The sequence below is a fragment of the Pantoea sp. JGM49 genome (assembly GCF_018257655.1).
Taxonomy (GTDB): domain Bacteria; phylum Pseudomonadota; class Gammaproteobacteria; order Enterobacterales; family Enterobacteriaceae; genus Pantoea; species Pantoea communis.
Genome location: NZ_JAERJM010000004.1, coordinates 123,284 through 139,066, shown reverse-complemented (window position 1 = coordinate 139,066; position 15,783 = coordinate 123,284). Strand labels below are relative to the sequence as shown.

21 protein-coding genes are annotated in these 15,783 nt (G+C 52.3%); 5 read left to right on the top strand and 16 right to left on the bottom strand.

What is annotated here, in order from left to right; all coding sequences use genetic code 11:
- Positions 1-383: 383 nt before the first annotated feature.
- The 10 genes from JK231_RS08780 to JK231_RS08735 form a co-directional block, all read right to left on the bottom strand.
- Positions 384-1,472, bottom strand: a complete 1,089-nt coding sequence (locus JK231_RS08780) for an acyltransferase family protein (RefSeq protein WP_211728387.1) — start codon at positions 1,470-1,472, stop codon at positions 384-386.
- Between the two features lie 236 nt (positions 1,473-1,708).
- Positions 1,709-2,461, bottom strand: a complete 753-nt coding sequence (gene tcyN / locus JK231_RS08775) for an L-cystine ABC transporter ATP-binding protein TcyN (protein WP_038646388.1) — start codon at positions 2,459-2,461, stop codon at positions 1,709-1,711.
- Positions 2,458-3,126, bottom strand: coding sequence for a cystine ABC transporter permease (gene tcyL, locus JK231_RS08770; RefSeq protein ID WP_045815117.1), 669 nt, complete (start codon positions 3,124-3,126; stop codon positions 2,458-2,460). The genes tcyN and tcyL overlap by 4 nt, the downstream gene beginning before the upstream one ends.
- Positions 3,126-3,926, bottom strand: a complete 801-nt coding sequence (gene tcyJ / locus JK231_RS08765) for a cystine ABC transporter substrate-binding protein (protein ID WP_211728386.1) — start codon at positions 3,924-3,926, stop codon at positions 3,126-3,128. The genes tcyL and tcyJ overlap by 1 nt, the downstream gene beginning before the upstream one ends.
- 142 nt (positions 3,927-4,068) lie before the next feature.
- Positions 4,069-5,055 carry a D-cysteine desulfhydrase gene (locus tag JK231_RS08760; RefSeq protein WP_160832796.1) on the bottom strand — a complete coding sequence of 329 codons (987 nt, stop codon included), beginning with the start codon at positions 5,053-5,055 and terminating at the stop codon, positions 4,069-4,071.
- 131 nt (positions 5,056-5,186) lie between these two features.
- Entirely contained in the window at positions 5,187-5,690 is a 504-nt protein-coding gene (fliZ, locus tag JK231_RS08755) for a flagella biosynthesis regulatory protein FliZ (RefSeq protein WP_034824353.1), read from the bottom strand.
- Between the two features lie 49 nt (positions 5,691-5,739).
- Positions 5,740-6,462, bottom strand: coding sequence for an RNA polymerase sigma factor FliA (locus JK231_RS08750; protein ID WP_038646384.1), 723 nt, complete (start codon positions 6,460-6,462; stop codon positions 5,740-5,742).
- A 143-nt stretch (positions 6,463-6,605) separates the two neighbouring features.
- Complete coding sequence (locus JK231_RS08745; RefSeq protein ID WP_160832795.1) at positions 6,606-7,574, bottom strand: HNH endonuclease signature motif containing protein; 969 nt, start codon at positions 7,572-7,574, stop codon at positions 6,606-6,608.
- Between the two features lie 171 nt (positions 7,575-7,745).
- Positions 7,746-8,114: a cell envelope integrity TolA C-terminal domain-containing protein gene (locus tag JK231_RS08740; RefSeq protein WP_211728385.1), complete on the bottom strand. Its 369-nt coding sequence runs from the start codon at positions 8,112-8,114 to the stop codon at positions 7,746-7,748.
- Between the two features lie 114 nt (positions 8,115-8,228).
- Entirely contained in the window at positions 8,229-9,512 is a 1,284-nt protein-coding gene (locus tag JK231_RS08735; protein ID WP_211728384.1) for a FliC/FljB family flagellin, read from the bottom strand.
- A 335-nt stretch (positions 9,513-9,847) separates the two neighbouring features.
- Between JK231_RS08735 and fliD the strand changes: the two genes are divergently transcribed.
- Genes fliD through fliT form a run of 3 tightly spaced genes read left to right on the top strand, consistent with a single transcriptional unit; the run spans position 9,848 to position 12,048 of the window.
- Positions 9,848-11,275 (top strand): flagellar filament capping protein FliD, encoded by a 1,428-nt coding sequence (gene fliD, locus JK231_RS08730; RefSeq protein ID WP_211728383.1) that lies wholly within the window; start codon positions 9,848-9,850, stop codon positions 11,273-11,275.
- Between the two features lie 12 nt (positions 11,276-11,287).
- Positions 11,288-11,695 (top strand): flagellar export chaperone FliS, encoded by a 408-nt coding sequence (fliS, locus tag JK231_RS08725; protein WP_034824372.1) that lies wholly within the window; start codon positions 11,288-11,290, stop codon positions 11,693-11,695.
- Positions 11,695-12,048: a flagella biosynthesis regulatory protein FliT gene (fliT, locus tag JK231_RS08720; protein WP_211728382.1), complete on the top strand. Its 354-nt coding sequence runs from the start codon at positions 11,695-11,697 to the stop codon at positions 12,046-12,048. The genes fliS and fliT overlap by 1 nt, the downstream gene beginning before the upstream one ends.
- Before the next feature lie 72 nt (positions 12,049-12,120).
- On the opposite strand, the gene yedD is transcribed toward fliT, so the two are convergent.
- Positions 12,121-12,588, bottom strand: coding sequence for a lipoprotein YedD (yedD, locus tag JK231_RS08715; protein ID WP_058959874.1), 468 nt, complete (start codon positions 12,586-12,588; stop codon positions 12,121-12,123).
- 148 nt (positions 12,589-12,736) lie between these two features.
- Here yedD and JK231_RS08710 point away from each other — a divergent pair, with 148 nt between their 5' ends.
- Positions 12,737-13,060 (top strand): DUF6388 family protein, encoded by a 324-nt coding sequence (locus JK231_RS08710; RefSeq protein ID WP_034824381.1) that lies wholly within the window; start codon positions 12,737-12,739, stop codon positions 13,058-13,060.
- A gap of 194 nt (positions 13,061-13,254) precedes the next feature.
- On the opposite strand, the gene iraP is transcribed toward JK231_RS08710, so the two are convergent.
- On the bottom strand, positions 13,255-13,548 hold the full coding sequence (gene iraP, locus JK231_RS08705) for an anti-adapter protein IraP (RefSeq protein ID WP_058959875.1): 294 nt from the start codon (positions 13,546-13,548) through the stop codon (positions 13,255-13,257).
- Positions 13,549-13,719: 171 nt separating this feature from the next.
- On the opposite strand from iraP, the gene JK231_RS08700 reads away from it, so the two are divergent.
- On the top strand, positions 13,720-13,959 hold the full coding sequence (locus tag JK231_RS08700; RefSeq protein WP_160832792.1) for a DinI-like family protein: 240 nt from the start codon (positions 13,720-13,722) through the stop codon (positions 13,957-13,959).
- A gap of 19 nt (positions 13,960-13,978) precedes the next feature.
- Here JK231_RS08700 and JK231_RS08695 read toward each other — a convergent pair whose 3' ends face one another.
- The 4 genes from JK231_RS08695 to JK231_RS08680 form a co-directional block, all read right to left on the bottom strand.
- Complete coding sequence (locus JK231_RS08695) at positions 13,979-14,245, bottom strand: hypothetical protein (RefSeq protein WP_211728381.1); 267 nt, start codon at positions 14,243-14,245, stop codon at positions 13,979-13,981.
- Between the two features lie 127 nt (positions 14,246-14,372).
- On the bottom strand, positions 14,373-14,975 hold the full coding sequence (locus tag JK231_RS08690) for a hypothetical protein (protein WP_211728380.1): 603 nt from the start codon (positions 14,973-14,975) through the stop codon (positions 14,373-14,375).
- An 82-nt stretch (positions 14,976-15,057) separates the two neighbouring features.
- On the bottom strand, positions 15,058-15,387 hold the full coding sequence (locus tag JK231_RS08685) for a hypothetical protein (protein WP_097116800.1): 330 nt from the start codon (positions 15,385-15,387) through the stop codon (positions 15,058-15,060).
- Positions 15,368-15,757 carry a hypothetical protein gene (locus tag JK231_RS08680; RefSeq protein ID WP_211728379.1) on the bottom strand — a complete coding sequence of 130 codons (390 nt, stop codon included), beginning with the start codon at positions 15,755-15,757 and terminating at the stop codon, positions 15,368-15,370. The genes JK231_RS08685 and JK231_RS08680 overlap by 20 nt, the downstream gene beginning before the upstream one ends.
- Positions 15,758-15,783: the final 26 nt, after the last annotated feature.

Here is a 15,783-nt window from a genome sequence, read left to right as displayed (position 1 = left end):
TCTTTAAGGAGAAGTATGAGGAAATAAACAATGATGCATTTCTGGTTATTCAACGATTATTAAACAAGCTGGCGGGGGATGACTCTAGCGAAAGTCCTAAAAGTTTTTTACTGGTCCTGATATAACAATACTTTACAGTTCCAGACACTAATCAAATGCTAAGCAGGCTAACAATATCTTCCCAAATTAGAGTCACTAAGGGTATGACGAGGGAAATAAGGTTAGCAATTAATACAGGGAAATTAAGAACAATCCATCACAAACAAACCAAATTAAAATCAAATTTTATTCGGACAATTATGATATGTGGCAGATGGATAAACGCGGATATTAATATTGTGCTAAGAGAAAATAATTAGGGCCAGCGAACTGGCCCTTTTTGATTATTGCAGCGGTGCCGCTTTTGTCTCTGGCACGGGTTTTCTCAACAGTCGCGGATAGATGAATAACATTCTGCCTGGACCGCGATTCAGCAGTGACCACACCGCCAGTGAGATCGTCACGCAGAGCGCCACGCCCGTCAACGGCATCAGCAGCGCCCATGCCCAACTGAAGGCCGCATGACCAAACCAGCCGTAATGCAACGCCAGGGCAATCGCGCTCAGTCCCAGCAACTCTATGAAGATGCGGTGCAGTACGTAAATCTGCAGCGTGTTACGGCCAATCCAGTTCAGCCACGCCATGTTCAGGCGCTCATTGAGGAAACGGCACACGACGATACCAAACACGATGGTCAGCAGGCTGTAGAACGGGTTTTTATAGATGCCCCCCACATGATGTACCACGCCAATCACCGCGATGCCTGCCAGCAGTAGCCAGTGTTGGCGCTTAAGCTGGCTAATCTCAATCAGAGACTGGCTGAAGAATACGCCGAGCAGGAAGTAGAGATAGTTTTGCGCCACGCTGGCCGGCCCCCAACCAGGGATCAGGCTAAACTGCGCAGCGTAGGTCGCGACAATCGCCAGTGCCATCAGCGCCATTTTCTGGCGGTGGAACAGCTTGGTGAACAGGAAGAAGCCCGCCAGCGCGTACAGATACCAGAGGCTGGTCATCGAGGTCAGCAGCAGTTTAAGGAACTCAAACGGCGTGTCGGCATAGGCAGCGTTTTTAGTGCTGGACAGCCGCTCACCGAGGTGCGCGGAGATATAGTGAATGCTCAGCCACTGAATCACCCCCCACAGCAAATAGAGATACACGATATTGCTGAACTTCTTGGTGAACACCTCTTTCCAGCTCTTTTTGACGATCGAACTGGCCGCCAGCAGGCCTGAGACAAAGAAAAAAGCGGGCATACGCAGCGGTGAAAGATAGGTATTGAAGGTCACCCACCAGTGCGCAGGCACTATGCCGGCCGTGAGGTGATGCAGTGAGGGAGCGAAAGTGGTGATAATCGAGTGGTGCAACACCACCAGCAAGATGCAGGCACCTTTTAACGTGTTGATCCAGAGGACTTCATTTCTGGCATGTGTCATTTTATGATCCTGATTGCGCCATGAATTTGTAAAGAATTATTTATATTTACAAAGATGTCTCAATCGGGGGCGTCTTAAAAATCCTTCTGCTCCTTGCCAGCAAAATTTCATAGGCAATAAAATATTATTTTTCAGATGGTTAATTGAAAGTTCTTTGACAATTTTCAGAGGAAACTGAGAGAAGGGATTCAGATGAGAAAAGAGAAAGCGCCGTCAGAACCAGACGACGCTTGAGACTATTGGTTAAGAAACTTGTCAAGAAATTGGCGGGTGCGTGCCTGCTGCGGATGGCTGAACAGCTCTTTCGCTGCGCCCTGCTCCACGATACGGCCCTGATCCATAAAGATCGCCCGATCGGCCACGTCACGCGCAAAACTCATCTCATGCGTGACGATCACCATGGTGCGTTTCTCCTGCGCCAGCGCGCGGATGGTATTCAGCACTTCACCCACCAGCTCAGGATCCAACGCCGAAGTCGGCTCATCGAACAGAATCACTTCCGGTCGCATCGCCAGCGCACGCGCAATGGCGACACGCTGCTGCTGCCCGCCAGAAAGGCGACGCGGGAAGCTCTCCTCTTTGCCGTGCAGACCGACCTTCTCCAGCAAGCTGCGGGCGCGGGCAATGGCTTCCGCTTTCGGTTCACCCTTCACGATCACCGGCCCTTCAATGATGTTCTCCAGCACTGAACGATGCGGGAACAGATTGAAGTTCTGGAACACGAAACCCACCTGCTGACGCAAACGGCGAACCTGCTCTTTCTGCTTGTTGAGCCCAATACTGGCATCAATGGTGATATTACCCACCGTGACGCGGCCGCTATCGGGCACTTCCAGCAGATTGATACTGCGCAGCAAGGTGGTTTTCCCCGAACCGCTTGGCCCGATAATTGCCACCACTTCACCCGGTGCCACATCCAGATCGATGCCGTGCAACACGGTCTGGCCGTGGAACTGCTTGACCAGCTGACGTACTTCAATCGCACTCATTTTGCCTCCCGATCCTGTCGATTCACATGCGCTTCAAGGCGGTTTTGCAACGCCGACAGCACCGTCGCCATCACCCAGTAAATCAGCGAGGCAGCCAGATACATGGTGAACACTTCCAGCGTACGTGAGGTGATCAATTGCGCCTGACGGAACAGCTCCGGCACCTGAATGGTGGCCGCCAGCGAGGTGTCTTTCACCAGGCTGATAAAGCTATTACCAAGCGGTGGCAAGGCGGTACGTGCCGCTTGCGGCAGGATGACACGACGCAAGGTTTGCCATGGCGTCATGCCAATACTCGCCGCCGCTTCCCACTGCCCACGTTCAATCGCAGCAATCGCGCCACGCAGGGATTCAGAGGCGTAAGCGGCAGTATTGAGTGACAAACCGATCATCGCTGATGGGATAGGATCCAGCTCAATACCGAACTGCGGCAGGCCGTAGTAGATCATAAACAGCTGGGCGATCAGCGGCGTGCCACGGAAAATCGACACATAGATGCGCGCCAGCCAGTTTACTGGCCAGAAATGTGACAGGCGCATCAGCGCCAGCACAAAGCCAAGTACCAGACCGAAGAACATCCCGCCGATACTCAGCTGCAGCGTGAACAGCGCGCCTTTGAGTAAGAATGGTGCTGAATCCAGCACCAGTTGTAAGCTTTCCTGCATTATTTAGTGACGTCCGCGCCGAACCATTTCTCAGAGAGTTTGCTCAGCGAGCCATCTTTCTGCATATCAGTAATCGCTGCATCAATGGCTTTCAGCAGGTCGTCATTGCCTTTACGCAGCGCCACGCCGGATTCGAGTCGAGAGAAGGCCGGGCCCGCTACCGCCATGGTGTCGCCGGTTTTCTTCACCAGATCCAGCGCCGCTAAACGGTCCACCAGAATGGCATCAACACGACCTGAACGCAGATCCTGGTATTTGGTTGGGTCATCATCATAGGTACGGATATCGACGCCTTTGACGTTGTCACGCAGCCACTGTTCGTAGTTAGACCCCAGGCCGACACCGACTTTCTTACCAGAGAGATCCTCTGGCTTGGTGATGCTGCCAGCATTTTTCTTCATCGTCAGCGCCTGAACGCCAGAGATGGTGTATGGCGTGGAGAAGTCATACTTCTTCTTACGCTCGGGTGAAATCGTTACCTGATTGATCACCACGTCGATACGTTTAGAATCCAATGCCGCCAGCATGCCATCCCACTTGGTCGGTTTCAGATCCGCTTTGACGCCAAGGTGTTGCGCCAGCTCTTGCGCAAACTCCACTTCGAAACCAGTCAGCTTGCCGCTCTCATCCTGGAAACTGAACGGCGGATAGGTGCCTTCCAGACCCACGCGCAGCTCACCTTTGCTCTTCACCTGTGCCAGCAGATCTTCTGCGGCGAACGTTTTAACGTTAACGCCCGCGACCAGCGCGACCGCCATCATGCCCATCACCAGTTGGCGACGAATTGGAGAGAAAGCCATGTTTACCCCATTATTGTGATGTGTTGTGTGCTATGAGGCGGCGAAACCGGGATTTGCCGCCTTTTCGTTATTGGCGCTGCATTCAGGCCCATTTCAGGCCAGAACAACAGCTGCCGGATTATAAACCTTTTTTATCTTAGCCTTAGACCGAAGGATGATAAGCAAATAACGCAGGCGCGCCGCCAGTATGAATAAACAGCAGCGGCCCTTCACGACGGAAACGATTCTGCGCAATGCCATCTATCAATCCGGCCATCGCTTTACCGGTGTAGACCGGGTCAAGCATGATGCCTTCAAGACGCGCCAGCAGTTTCACCGCTTCCATGCCTTCATCATTAGGTTCACCGTAACGCGGCGCGAAATAGTCATCCCAAAGCGTGATCGGCGCGTGCGTCTGCACTTCCAACTGTTCAGCCAGCGCGCTGCGGATGCGCTCTACCACCGGCAACTGCGCGTCGACTTTGCGTGAAACCGTCACACCGACCAGCTCGGTATCAGGCAGCAACTGCTCAAGACCTACCGCTAAACCTGCATGGGTGCCGGCGCTGCCCGATGCAACCACCACAGCGGCGAAATCCACCACGCCTTCGCTTTGGTGCGCGATCTCCTGCGCACACTCCACGTAACCGAGCGCGCCCAGTGCGTTGGAACCGCCAACCGGCACAATATAAGGACGGAAACCCTGGGCTTCGAGACGTTCAGCCTGTTCGGCCAGCTGTTCAGTGGGGTTGTGCAACGCATCGACCATCACCACCTCGACATCCATCAGGTCGAGCATCAGGCGATTACCGTTGGTGAGGTAGTTTTCTGAGATCGTGCCAATCGGATTTTCCAGCAGCGCCACACACTTGAGGCCAAGACGCGCCGCCACCGCCGCCGTCTGGCGCACATGGTTGGATTGAATCGCGCCCGCCGTCAGCAGGACATCCGCGCCCTCGCGCAGCGCATCGGCCGCGAGGAATTCAAGTTTGCGCAGTTTGTTGCCGCCCATGGCCACAGGCGTGAAGTCATCACGCTTAATAAAGATATCGCGACCGAGATAATCAGAAAGCCGTGGCAGATGCTCAAGCGGCGTAGGTGCACCGAGTAATTCAAGACGTGGGAACTGGTGCAAGAGATGTAAAGACAATGCAGCCTCCATTCGGGCAATGTGCAATTATCCATACAGTGTTGCAGAAGATGAGAAAAGTCGCACCCGGAATTCTGCGAGTGCGTCCCCTGTTGCTGCTATGCTCAGCAACAACAAGGGCAGGATCACAATCAGCCCTGCTGCCAGCCTAAAAACTGGTCATATTTACGCAGTGCGATGCGGTAATTGTTGTTACCCGCATCCGGCAAATCGTTTTCCAGGCATTCATGCCAGCTGTTGCCCCGTAATCTGTCGGCCGGGAAATTTTTCGCTTTCAGCATGTCATCAAGACGACGCAGCCGCACCACATACTCGCGAATGGTGCTGTGACTCATCTCGGTCTGCTCAAACAGATACTGTTTGAACGCCATAATGTCGAAGTAATTAGGATGGGTATTACAAAAAATATCGCTGCAGAAACGACATAACGCGGTCAGTTCCGGCTGGAGTTTCATCCATACCTGGTCATCAATCATCTGGTCCATCCGCGCGATGGCCTCTTTATTGATGATCTGTCCACGAAACACTAACGCCATACGATCTAAAACTTTGCCACAATGTGAACAGTTGCTTTGGCTGTGTTTATAGTCTTTAAGATAACGACTTAAAGGTCTGGCTTTGGCTTTGGCTCCCATTGCTGAGTCCCCGGTATTTTTATTTTTTCGATGCCAGGTACTGAGTCTGTCAGCGCGCCCCCGCTAACCGGGCACGCAGGCGTTTAATCGCCTGACTGTGCAGTTGACTGACGCGGGATTCCCCCACTTCCAGCACTGCGCCAATCTCTTTCAGGTTCAGTTCTTCCTGGTAGTACAGTGTGAGCACTAATTTTTCACGATCGGGCAATGCCTCGATGGCTTCAATCACGCGATCACGCAGGTTTCCTTCCATTAACTGATGAAGCGGGTTGGCTTCTTCATGCCCCTCCGTCACCAGCTCCGCACTGTCACCGTGTTCTTCCCGATACTCGTCGTAGGAGAAGAGTTGGCTGTTATTGGTATCGAGCAGAATCTGCCGATACTCTTCCAGCGAAACATTCAACTGTTCAGCCACTTCCTGCTCAGTAGCCGAGCGCCCCAACGCTTGTTCTACCTGATGCATAGCACCGGCCACCTCGCGCGCATTACGACGCACGCTACGAGGTGCCCAGTCGCGGCTGCGCAGTTCATCCAGCATCGCCCCTCGGATTCGCTGCACGGCATAGGTGGTAAAGGCGGTGCCTTGCAGCGCGTCGTAGCGCTCCACGGCATTCAATAAACCAATGCCACCGGCCTGCAGCAGATCGTCAAGCTCAACGCTGGCTGGCAAACGTACCTGCAAGCGCAACGCTTCGTGTCGCACCAGAGGAACGTAGCGCTGCCAGAGCGAATGTTTATCCATCACGCCTTCGGGCGTATAGAGATCGTTCACGATGACTACCCTGCGTTAATAAAGTTATCGGCATGATTATCCAATTCTGTAGGGGTTTCGATTGGCAGAATAGGCGGGCAAAAGCGAGGTTATTTCAAATTTGTTATGGATGGCGGTGGAATACACCGCCATTCAGGGTTTCTTTAGCGCAGGTTTTTTAGCCGTAGCCGCGTGCCAGGCGGCACCGCGTCCCACAGAGCACAGGTTTTGCCATCAAGTGTCTGATAAAAATCGCTAATCGGCGCTTCTGTTTCCAGTGCCGGATTAAACATCACCTGCCCGGTTTCGGCGTTAATGCTTATCATTTTGTTGATAAACAGACGCTGTAAGTCACTGCGCAGGAACAATCCGTTATCGACGCTGTTATCGGCAAGAAAACCTTCTTCATTTTCCTGGGTATCGATATAGCAGGCCTCCACCCACGGCCAGCTGTGACGTTCCGTAAGCTGCGTGCCGGTTATGATACAGGCGCCATAGCGTGCCTTCACCGCCGAACTGAACTCCGCCTGGCTGGCACGCTGGAACACCTTAGCCTTAACGCGACGCCCGACTTCTGTGCCTGGCATCACCGCCGTCGGCACTTTATGCTGCGGCGTGCTCAGCACCACCAGAAACTGAATTTTGCGCGACAGTGGGAAGCAAGGGTGCGCATGCGGGTCGAACAGCTGCCAGTACTCCTCCTCTTCCGTCTGTCGCATCAACACCAGCTTGAAGCCCCGACTGGTGAGCAGGTTCTGCGCTTCTGCCGAATTCGGATCCAGCATGGCGTAAACCTGGGTTTCACCCACCACCTTCCAGCGCCCCTCCTTCTTTATCTCATCGTTACGACGGAAATAAAGGAAAGCCTGCTGGCTTTTGAGATAGTGCTCAAAACGACGCAGATAGTTTTTGCGCTCGTTATCGTCAGAGACGAACAGCAGATCCTCCAAGGGACTGTTGATCTCCTCCTGCGCGAACACTGCACGGATCACCAAATTGCGAAAGCTGGTCGACGGGCTCAGCAACCCGCGTGCGGTGAGTTCTTTCTCATCAGGATGCTGCTGCGCATAGCGCAACGCGATCTCTTCGAAGGTCAGTAGCTCACCCGGTAACAAGTCATAATTGAAGCGCATAGACACCCCAGAAACAGAAAAAAATCGTGCGAAAAAATTGGAATGATTCTGGGGAAGTTATCGGCAATTCTGTGCGGGACTGTAACTGGGTGGTTACTTTTTTAGGGTTATAGGGGGATGGGGGAAATCATCATCGCTGATGAAATAAAATTTGGTTTATTGCAGGAATAATCACTGCGGGGCAAACATGATCACCATATGTTTGGTCTTCTCATGCACTTCTGCCGAAGGCGGTACCGGAAGTTCAGCATGCTTAGCCGCATACAACGCTTCGGTACAGAGCGATAAATCGCCGGTGCGCATATGTAGGCCGTTCAACTGCCCTTTTTCATCCAGATCAATGTCTATCTGACAGGTTTTGCCAATGTAATGGTCAGCGTCAAAAAACTGGGTCTGGATAGCAAAGTGGACGGCGTCATAATAGCTTTTGAGATCGGTCACCACGGGTGCAGGAGGGTTTTGCGAATGCGTGCGAGGATGTTTAATTGGCACACAGCCAGAGAGCAGGAGAAGCGTTAAAAGGGTAAAGCGATTACGCATGGTTCACGTCCTGTGAAAAGAGAGAGCTGTGAGTATATCTGCATATTCATGATATGCAGATATAAAAAAACCCCGCCAAAGCGGGGTTGGATAAGCAAGAAGCTTAAGTAGCGATTAGCCCTGCAGCAGAGACAGAACCTGCTGTGGAACCTGGTTAGCTTTAGCCAACACTGAGTTACCCGCCTGCTGAATGATCTGTGCTTTAGACATGTTTGAAACTTCAGTGGCGTAGTCAGCATCCTGAATACGAGACTGTGCTTCAGACAGGTTGGTAGTGGTGTTGTTCAGGTTAGTTACCGCTGAATCCAGACGGTTCTGAATCGCACCCAAGCTTGAACGGAAGGTATCAACAGAAGCAATCGCTTTATCAAGCAATGCCAACGGATCTGCAGTTGACGCGCCAGTGAACAAGCTAGCGTTTGCGCTATCTGAGATGTCACCGATATCTTCAGCCGTATCCTGAGTACCTGCAGCAGTACCGGAGTTGGCAATAGCCGCAGCTGTCAGGCTGAAATTCTTACCGCCAGTTGTAACGAAACCTACTGCTCCACCCGACGCATTAGCACCCACCTGAATCAGTGAATCAGCCAAGGTACCTGTGCTGCTGGTGCTGGTATCGGAATAAGCAACGTCAGCATGGTTAAGAGTTACAGTACCTGATGAGTCTTCTACGGAAACTGAATAGTTTTTATCGCCAGAGCTTACCACAAATGTGTTGGTTGCCGCGCCAGCTGAAGTTTGCACGTTATGCAGAGTCAAAGTGCTTGCATCAACTTTTAATTCAGATGCTACTGAAGAAAGATCAACATCTTTCAACGCATTGCTTGCGCCAACCTGAGTAACAGCATCGCTCAATTTTAATGCATTACCATCTACTGAGAACCCTTTCAGGCCTAAAGTAGAAGAGTCGATTTTTTGCAGATCGATTGAGATTGTTTCACCATCGTTTGCACCGACCTGGATTTTCATTGAGCCATCTTTAGCCAGTACGTTCACGCCGTTGAACTGAGTCTGACCAGATACACGGTCAATTTCGTCCAGACGGGATTTGATTTCGTCCTGGATTGAAGACAGGTCAGAATCAGAGTTGGTGCCGTTCTGAGCCTGCACAGTCAGTTCACGAACACGCTGCAAGTTGTTGTTGATTTCTGACAGTGCGCCTTCAGTGGTCTGCGCAGCAGAGATACCGTCGTTGGCGTTACGCGCAGCCTGAGTCAGGCCGTTGATGTTAGAGGTGAAGCGGTTGGCAATTGCCTGACCAGCAGCGTCATCTTTAGCGCTGTTGATACGAAGACCAGAAGACAGACGCTCAATAGAAGTAGACAGAGCAGACTGGTTCTTGTTGATGTTGTTCTGGGTGATCAGCGAGAGGCTGTTGGTGTTAATTACTTGAGCCATGGTTTAAGTTCCTATTAATCAAGTCTTTGGTTATGGTTTGGGCTTCAACCCGCCGGCTTCAGCGCCGTCAAAGTTGTTATCGTCTGTGCTTAAACAACCTTTAGAGATTTTTTAGTACCAGGCGAAATTTTTTCTCTTCAGCCTGTCACGCTTATCCTTATCGCCCTCACCTCGCACTTCTTTAGTGCAAACCCAATACTTTTCTAGCGCCGGAAATACCCTTCTCTATATGCCTTATTCGCTTTATCACTCGCAGGTAAATAATTTTAAACTTTGCCTATTAAGAGCCGATAACCCCGGTATTCACTCTCCGTGTCGGTATAAAAGGAAACAACATGGCTAGTATCTCTACCCTCGGTATCGGTTCAGGACTCGACTTAAGTACTATTCTGGATAGCCTGACCACCGCCGAGAAAGCGTCTTTAACCCCTATCTCTACTCAGCAAACGGCGTACACCGCTAAGCTGAGTGCATACGCGACGCTGAAAAGCTCACTTTCAACCTTCCAGACTGCGAACACCGCGCTTAACAGTGCTGACTTGTTTACTGCGACATCCGCGACCAGCAGTTCCAGCGCTTTCAGTGCCACCACATCCGGTACAGTTGTCGCCGGTAAATACACCATTAGCGTGACCCAGCTGGCCCAGGCGCAAACGCTGACTTCAGCGGTGCAGACCAGCAACACCACCGCTCTGGGTGACAGTTCTGCCAGCAGCCGCACCTTAAGCATCGCGCTGAAGGATGGCACCAGCAAAGACATCACCTTAACCAGCGATCAGACTTCGCTGACCGGTATGCGTGATGCAATCAACAGCGCTGATGCAGGCGTCTCTGCCACTATTATCAAGGTGGGCGATGGGAGCTACCGTCTGTCACTGACCTCAAGCGAAACGGGCAGTGATAACGCGGTAAGTTCAATCAAAGTCACGGGTGATGACACCCTGCAGGGTATCGTCGGTTACGACTCAACTGCCAGCAGCAATGCGATGACCGAAAGCGTCACCGCGCAAAATGCCAAACTGACTGTGAACAACGTTGAAATTGAGAACAGCAGCAACACCATCAGCGATGCACTGGAAGGCATCACTCTCAATCTCAATGACACTACCAGCGGAAACCAGACGCTGACCATCACCAAAGACACGTCGAAAGCTGAAAGTGCTATCAAGACCTGGACCGATGCCTACAACACCCTGCTGGATCAGTTCAACACCCTGACCAAATACACTGCGGTGGATGTCGGAGCTGACTCTCAGGATTCCAGCAACGGTGCATTAGTCGGCGATAGCACGCTGCGCACTATCCAGACCCAGTTGAAAAGCATGCTGACTAATGCGCAAAGTTCTTCAACCTATAAGACCCTGGCGCAGATCGGTATCACTACCGACCCGACTACTGGTTCACTAGAGTTGGATTCTGACAAGTTAGAAACTGCCCTAAGCAGCGATGCAGATGGCGTGAAAGAGATGATCGTCGGTGACGGTAAAACCACCGGTATCACCACAACCATTGCGACGAATCTGACCGGCTGGCTGTCAAGCACCGGTATTGTGCAGGCTGCCACCGACGGCGTAAGTAAAACGCTGAATCAATTGACCGATCAGTACAACACCATGAGCACCCGCATCGACAACATGGTGGCGCGCTACAAAACGCAATTTACTCAGCTTGATGTTCTGATGAGTTCGCTGAACCAAACCAGTAGCTATCTGACGCAGCAGTTCGAGTCATCAAGCAGCTCTAGCTCCAGCAGCTCATCGTAATAAGGAGTGATCATGTACAGCGCAAATGGCACTAAAGCCTATGCAAAAATTGGTGTGGAGAGCGCAGTCATGAGCGCCAACCAGCAGCAGCTGGTCTCCATGCTGTTTGACGGCGCGCTCAGCGCGCTGGTTCGTGCCCGCCTGTTTTTGCAGGATGGCAATATTGAAGGCAAAGGTTCATCGCTGTCTAAAGCGATCAACATCATCGAAAACGGACTTAAGCAGGGTCTGGTGGAAGGTAGCGGCGATGAGCTCACCGATAATCTGGTGGGACTTTACGCCTATATGGTCCGCCGTCTGCTGCAGGCCAACCTGCGTAATGACGTAGAAGCCATCGAAGAAGTCGAAGGTCTCCTGCGTAATATCGCTGACGCCTGGAAAGAAGTCGCACAACCTCAACACCTTCAGGACGCCGTTTAATGAAAAACGCACCGCATCTGATCACCGTTTACCAAGAGTTACTTGATCTCAGCCATGGAATGCTGCGCCTGGCCGCAGACGGCGAATGGGATGACCTGATTACAAAGGAAGTGGATTACGTCAGTGCGGTGCAAACCTTGGCCCGCTCGACCGAAGCGGCGCCGCCCTCCAGCCAGTTGCAGGATCAGCTGCGTCCGGTACTGCGCCATATCCTCGACAATGAGAGTGAAGTCAAACGTCTGTTGAAATTGCGTATGGACGAGCTGACGCAACTGGTGGGCCAGTCATCGAAGCAGAAATCGGTGATGAGCGCGTACGGCAAGCAAGGCAATGTCTATCTGCCACAGAATTAATTCGCGGCGGGCTGAATGAAAAACGGGTGAGCTGATGCTCACCCGTTTTTATTTGGAACTGTGCTCACAAAATCACTTCTGCGCAGGGACCGACACCGGCTCCATAATCTGCGGCTGAATATCCTGAATCACCGCATCCTTCGGACGCTTCGCCACTTCTTTCAGCGCCTGCTGGCACTCAACAGTGGGTTGGTCGACCTTACGCATGCGCAAGCCGTCATAACGCAGTTCACCGTTCTCCAGCGTCAGCGGCATCACGCGCACCTGACGCGTCACGTTGACCCACTCATCGCTCAGGCGGGTTAACTTGCCTGGCTTGGCAATTACGCGCTGCCACTGGCGGCAGTCCAGCGTGTCGCCTTCTGCACCGATGATCAGGCTGCCCATCGCCTGGCCACTGATCAACTTGCTCTGCGGTCCGACAGTCTGCCAGTTACCTTGCAATTCCACTGGTGCCGGGGTTTTTACCGCTTCATCGTAATTGCTGATTTGCGCACATCCGCTCAAGCCCAGCGCGGCCAATACCATCCACTTTTTCATTCCTGGTCCCTACACTCGCCTCAATGGCGGCTACGTTATAATTTTTCGCGTAAGTTACGCAAGGAATCTCGGCGAAAACCCGGCTGAGCCTGACAAGACACTTCGCGCACGTTACACTAGCGCGCAAGTCGATAAGCAGGAAATTCGCATGAAAACCCCAGAAGAGTATTACGCCCAGGCCCGCACGATGTTTTTTGCCGCGCACGCCGATTTTCAAGCCGCGCTGGATGAACTGACCGAGAGCGATGCGCGCGCGGCCAACTTGTCACTGCGCCAACTGCGCGAGTGGCACGCTGAGCGCATCTATGCCGCATTCTTACGCCAGAAAAAGCTGGATGGCATGCTGTTTTCCATTCAACTGGCAGAGCCTGATAAAGCGGTTGCTGCTGAAGCCATTGAAACTTACCTGAAATCCCATGCGGAAGCGCTCGGCATGACGTGGGAAGAGTTTTGCATTAAGAACGAACTTTAAGCGCAGCGGCCCTAAATTATCTCAAACACACCTCCAACCACACAAATCGGCAAGGAAAAAGTTGTACAATCCTGAATAAGTTGTATAACTTGTATCTGACGGCTTCGGTCGTAGATTGTCCTTGAACGAAGGTGCTATTGCGCCGCCTCTGGAGGAGTTGCTGGATTTCCCCTCCAGAGGTAGTATTTTTTTGCTTACCCCTCGCGCTCAATCCCTTTCACTTCCACATAACTTGCCACCGCCAATAGACGATTGATGTGCGTCAGCAGCAGATCCACATCTGACTGTAAAAATTGCTGCCCGGCACGCGATGCGGTCAAAATGGCATCCTGAACGGTGTCGCTGATCGTTAAGTTATTATCCTGCTTCGCCTGAATCAATAAGGCCGCAATCAGTAATGACTGTGCCTCAACCTGCGCCACCAACTCTTTTGCTTCCGTATCCATTTTTGCCATTTTCAACAAAATATCGATCACCAGTTGACGCATGTTTACCCCCTAAAAAAGCCAATTCGCTTTGTAACGCTGTTGAGTATCAGTGCAAATCCCGCTAACTGTATCTCAGATAGAAAAATATTCTTACCTATAGGGCTTCGAGCCTTGCCACTGTTTTTATTTACAGTAATATGACGCACCCTCTTTAAAGAATGGACTGCCCTGATGTTTGTGGAGTTGATTTACGATAAACGCAACGTTGCCGGTTTACCAGGCGCACGTGAGATGATATTGCAGGAGCTTGAGAAGCGCGTGCAACGCGTATTTCCTGAGATCGAGGTACGCGTCAAGCCAATGGAGCGAAACGCCATTGATACCGATCTGAGTAAGAATGATAAAGCGACGGTGGCACGTATTGTCGAAGAGATGTTCGATGAAGCAGACATGTGGCTGGTGGCCGATTAAGCCACCAGCGCGGGGGAACTTAGCTTTCTTGATCGCTGTGATTGATGGCGATCTCTAAATCCTGAATCGCCAACTCAATATCATCTAACAGCTGTCCCTGCTTGTTGAGCAGCGTGTCAAAACGTCCCGCATACTCTTTGTCTTTGTACTCGCCTGCATCAAATGCCAACCAGTGGCTGGATAGCGTCTCAGTATTGGTCTGCGCATAGTGACGCATCTCTTTTAACTGGGAGGTGACATCACGCAGGTAGTCAGTTTTGGTTTTGATTGCCTCTGTATCACTCATGCTATCTTCCTTTTCGCTAATTAAACCCGTTTAAATAACGTTTGAATGTTTAAAGTTAGTAGAAAATAGCGAGACCGCATTAAGAATAATCGGAAGATGAAAAGGCGACCCGAAGGCCGCCTGAGGACTACAGATACTTGCGCGCCAGGGCGATCAACTCATCCTTTGCCGCCACACCTAACTTCTCAACCCCACTTTCGACAAAGTTAAATGCCTGAGTGAAGTCCTTCACGCTGGCGTTGATGTCCTGACTGACAGCATCCGTACTCACTCCCACGACAGGCTGCCCAGCGAGATCCCCGAGGGTAGAAGCCGATGACGGCCCGGCGCTGGCAGAACCGTTTGCCAGGGGATCAGGCGTGGCCAACTGCTGGGTAAGATCCGTCGCATCCTTAGCCGCCGCAGCTTGAGCCTCGCTGCCAGCGTTCGCGGCTGGCGTTGAGGTGTCCGGCGCGGGCACGCTGCTTGCTGTAGACAATGAAACGTCCGGAGCTGGCGCATTGCTCTCGGCGGGCACTGAGACGTCAGGTGCTGGCGCACTGCTTATCGCTGGCGTTGTGGCTTCCTGCCCTGCCGCGCTGCTAAAGGCTGCCGTTGAGGCATCCGCAGCGGGCGCACTGCTTGCCACCGGCACCGCCACCTCATTCGCAAAACTCTCTAACGGTGACAGCGTGCTGGCATCCGGTGTTGCCGTTGCTGCACTATTTTCGATTACAGTTTGGTCGCTCATAATTTTCTCCTTCTTGCTTAATAAAGACCACAGTCGGCCGAAGCTGGCTGCAATCCGCTCGGTAATACTCATCCTGGCCTCCTTAATGCGTCGATTCGGGTGGCGCGTCTTCCCCCACAACCTGCTTCACTTTGTCCGCTGTCTTGTTAGCGGTGCGGTCCGGCAAGCCATCGAGTTTTTTCTGCAATGTCACCAGTTGGCTGGTCAATTCCGCCACCCGCGCTTCCCGGCGATCAGAGATCGCACGATACTGCTGTCGGATATCCTCCACCCGCCGGTTGGCGCTGTTATTCACGAAAACGAACATAATCGTCATTGCCGCACACAGTAGCGACAGCATCAGCAGCAGACCGCCAAGCAGCAGCTGACGCCGATGGCCGCGTACTGAAAATTCACTGTTTATCTGCACCATCGCGACTCTCCTCTAAGGTGGTGATCAGTTGATTGATCTGACTGCGGAATTTATCGCTGTGATCAGATTCCGTGGTGGCTAACAGAATGCCCAGCGCGTTCTTAATCAGCCGTAGATCGGTCTCCAGCGAAGAGATGCGCCGCAGATTCTTGTCGTGGCGAATACGCAGGTCATCGTTCTCCTGGCGCATCAGCGCGTGGCTCTCTTTGAGAAGCAACACCTGCTCTTTGTAGCTGGTGATGATCTCGCCGCCGGCGCGATTGCTGGTGACGATGGCCGCGATGCCGGCCATTAAGGGTTTCCAAAACACAGCTGCCGCACCGCCACCGAGAAGCAGCGCACCGACGCTGGTCACCAAACTACTTTCCATGCCTCACCTCTCTTCACTTGCAAGGG

Coding starts and splice junctions, on each gene's coding strand:
- JK231_RS08695 (WP_211728381.1), bottom strand. CDS start 14,245: ATGAGTGATACAGAGGCAATCAAAACCAAAACTGACTACCTGCGTGAT.
- fliZ (WP_034824353.1), bottom strand. CDS start 5,690: ATGGGAGCCAAAGCCAAAGCCAGACCTTTAAGTCGTTATCTTAAAGAC.
- tcyN (WP_038646388.1), bottom strand. CDS start 2,461: ATGAGTGCGATTGAAGTACGTCAGCTGGTCAAGCAGTTCCACGGCCAG.
- fliS (WP_034824372.1), top strand. CDS start 11,288: ATGTACAGCGCAAATGGCACTAAAGCCTATGCAAAAATTGGTGTGGAG.
- fliD (WP_211728383.1), top strand. CDS start 9,848: ATGGCTAGTATCTCTACCCTCGGTATCGGTTCAGGACTCGACTTAAGT.
- tcyL (WP_045815117.1), bottom strand. CDS start 3,126: ATGCAGGAAAGCTTACAACTGGTGCTGGATTCAGCACCATTCTTACTC.
- JK231_RS08680 (WP_211728379.1), bottom strand. CDS start 15,757: ATGGAAAGTAGTTTGGTGACCAGCGTCGGTGCGCTGCTTCTCGGTGGC.
- fliT (WP_211728382.1), top strand. CDS start 11,695: ATGAAAAACGCACCGCATCTGATCACCGTTTACCAAGAGTTACTTGAT.
- JK231_RS08710 (WP_034824381.1), top strand. CDS start 12,737: ATGAAAACCCCAGAAGAGTATTACGCCCAGGCCCGCACGATGTTTTTT.
- JK231_RS08690 (WP_211728380.1), bottom strand. CDS start 14,975: ATGAGCGACCAAACTGTAATCGAAAATAGTGCAGCAACGGCAACACCG.
- tcyJ (WP_211728386.1), bottom strand. CDS start 3,926: ATGGCTTTCTCTCCAATTCGTCGCCAACTGGTGATGGGCATGATGGCG.
- JK231_RS08780 (WP_211728387.1), bottom strand. CDS start 1,472: ATGACACATGCCAGAAATGAAGTCCTCTGGATCAACACGTTAAAAGGT.
- JK231_RS08745 (WP_160832795.1), bottom strand. CDS start 7,574: ATGCGCTTCAATTATGACTTGTTACCGGGTGAGCTACTGACCTTCGAA.
- JK231_RS08700 (WP_160832792.1), top strand. CDS start 13,720: ATGTTTGTGGAGTTGATTTACGATAAACGCAACGTTGCCGGTTTACCA.
- JK231_RS08735 (WP_211728384.1), bottom strand. CDS start 9,512: ATGGCTCAAGTAATTAACACCAACAGCCTCTCGCTGATCACCCAGAAC.
- JK231_RS08685 (WP_097116800.1), bottom strand. CDS start 15,387: ATGGTGCAGATAAACAGTGAATTTTCAGTACGCGGCCATCGGCGTCAG.
- JK231_RS08740 (WP_211728385.1), bottom strand. CDS start 8,114: ATGCGTAATCGCTTTACCCTTTTAACGCTTCTCCTGCTCTCTGGCTGT.
- iraP (WP_058959875.1), bottom strand. CDS start 13,548: ATGCGTCAACTGGTGATCGATATTTTGTTGAAAATGGCAAAAATGGAT.
- yedD (WP_058959874.1), bottom strand. CDS start 12,588: ATGAAAAAGTGGATGGTATTGGCCGCGCTGGGCTTGAGCGGATGTGCG.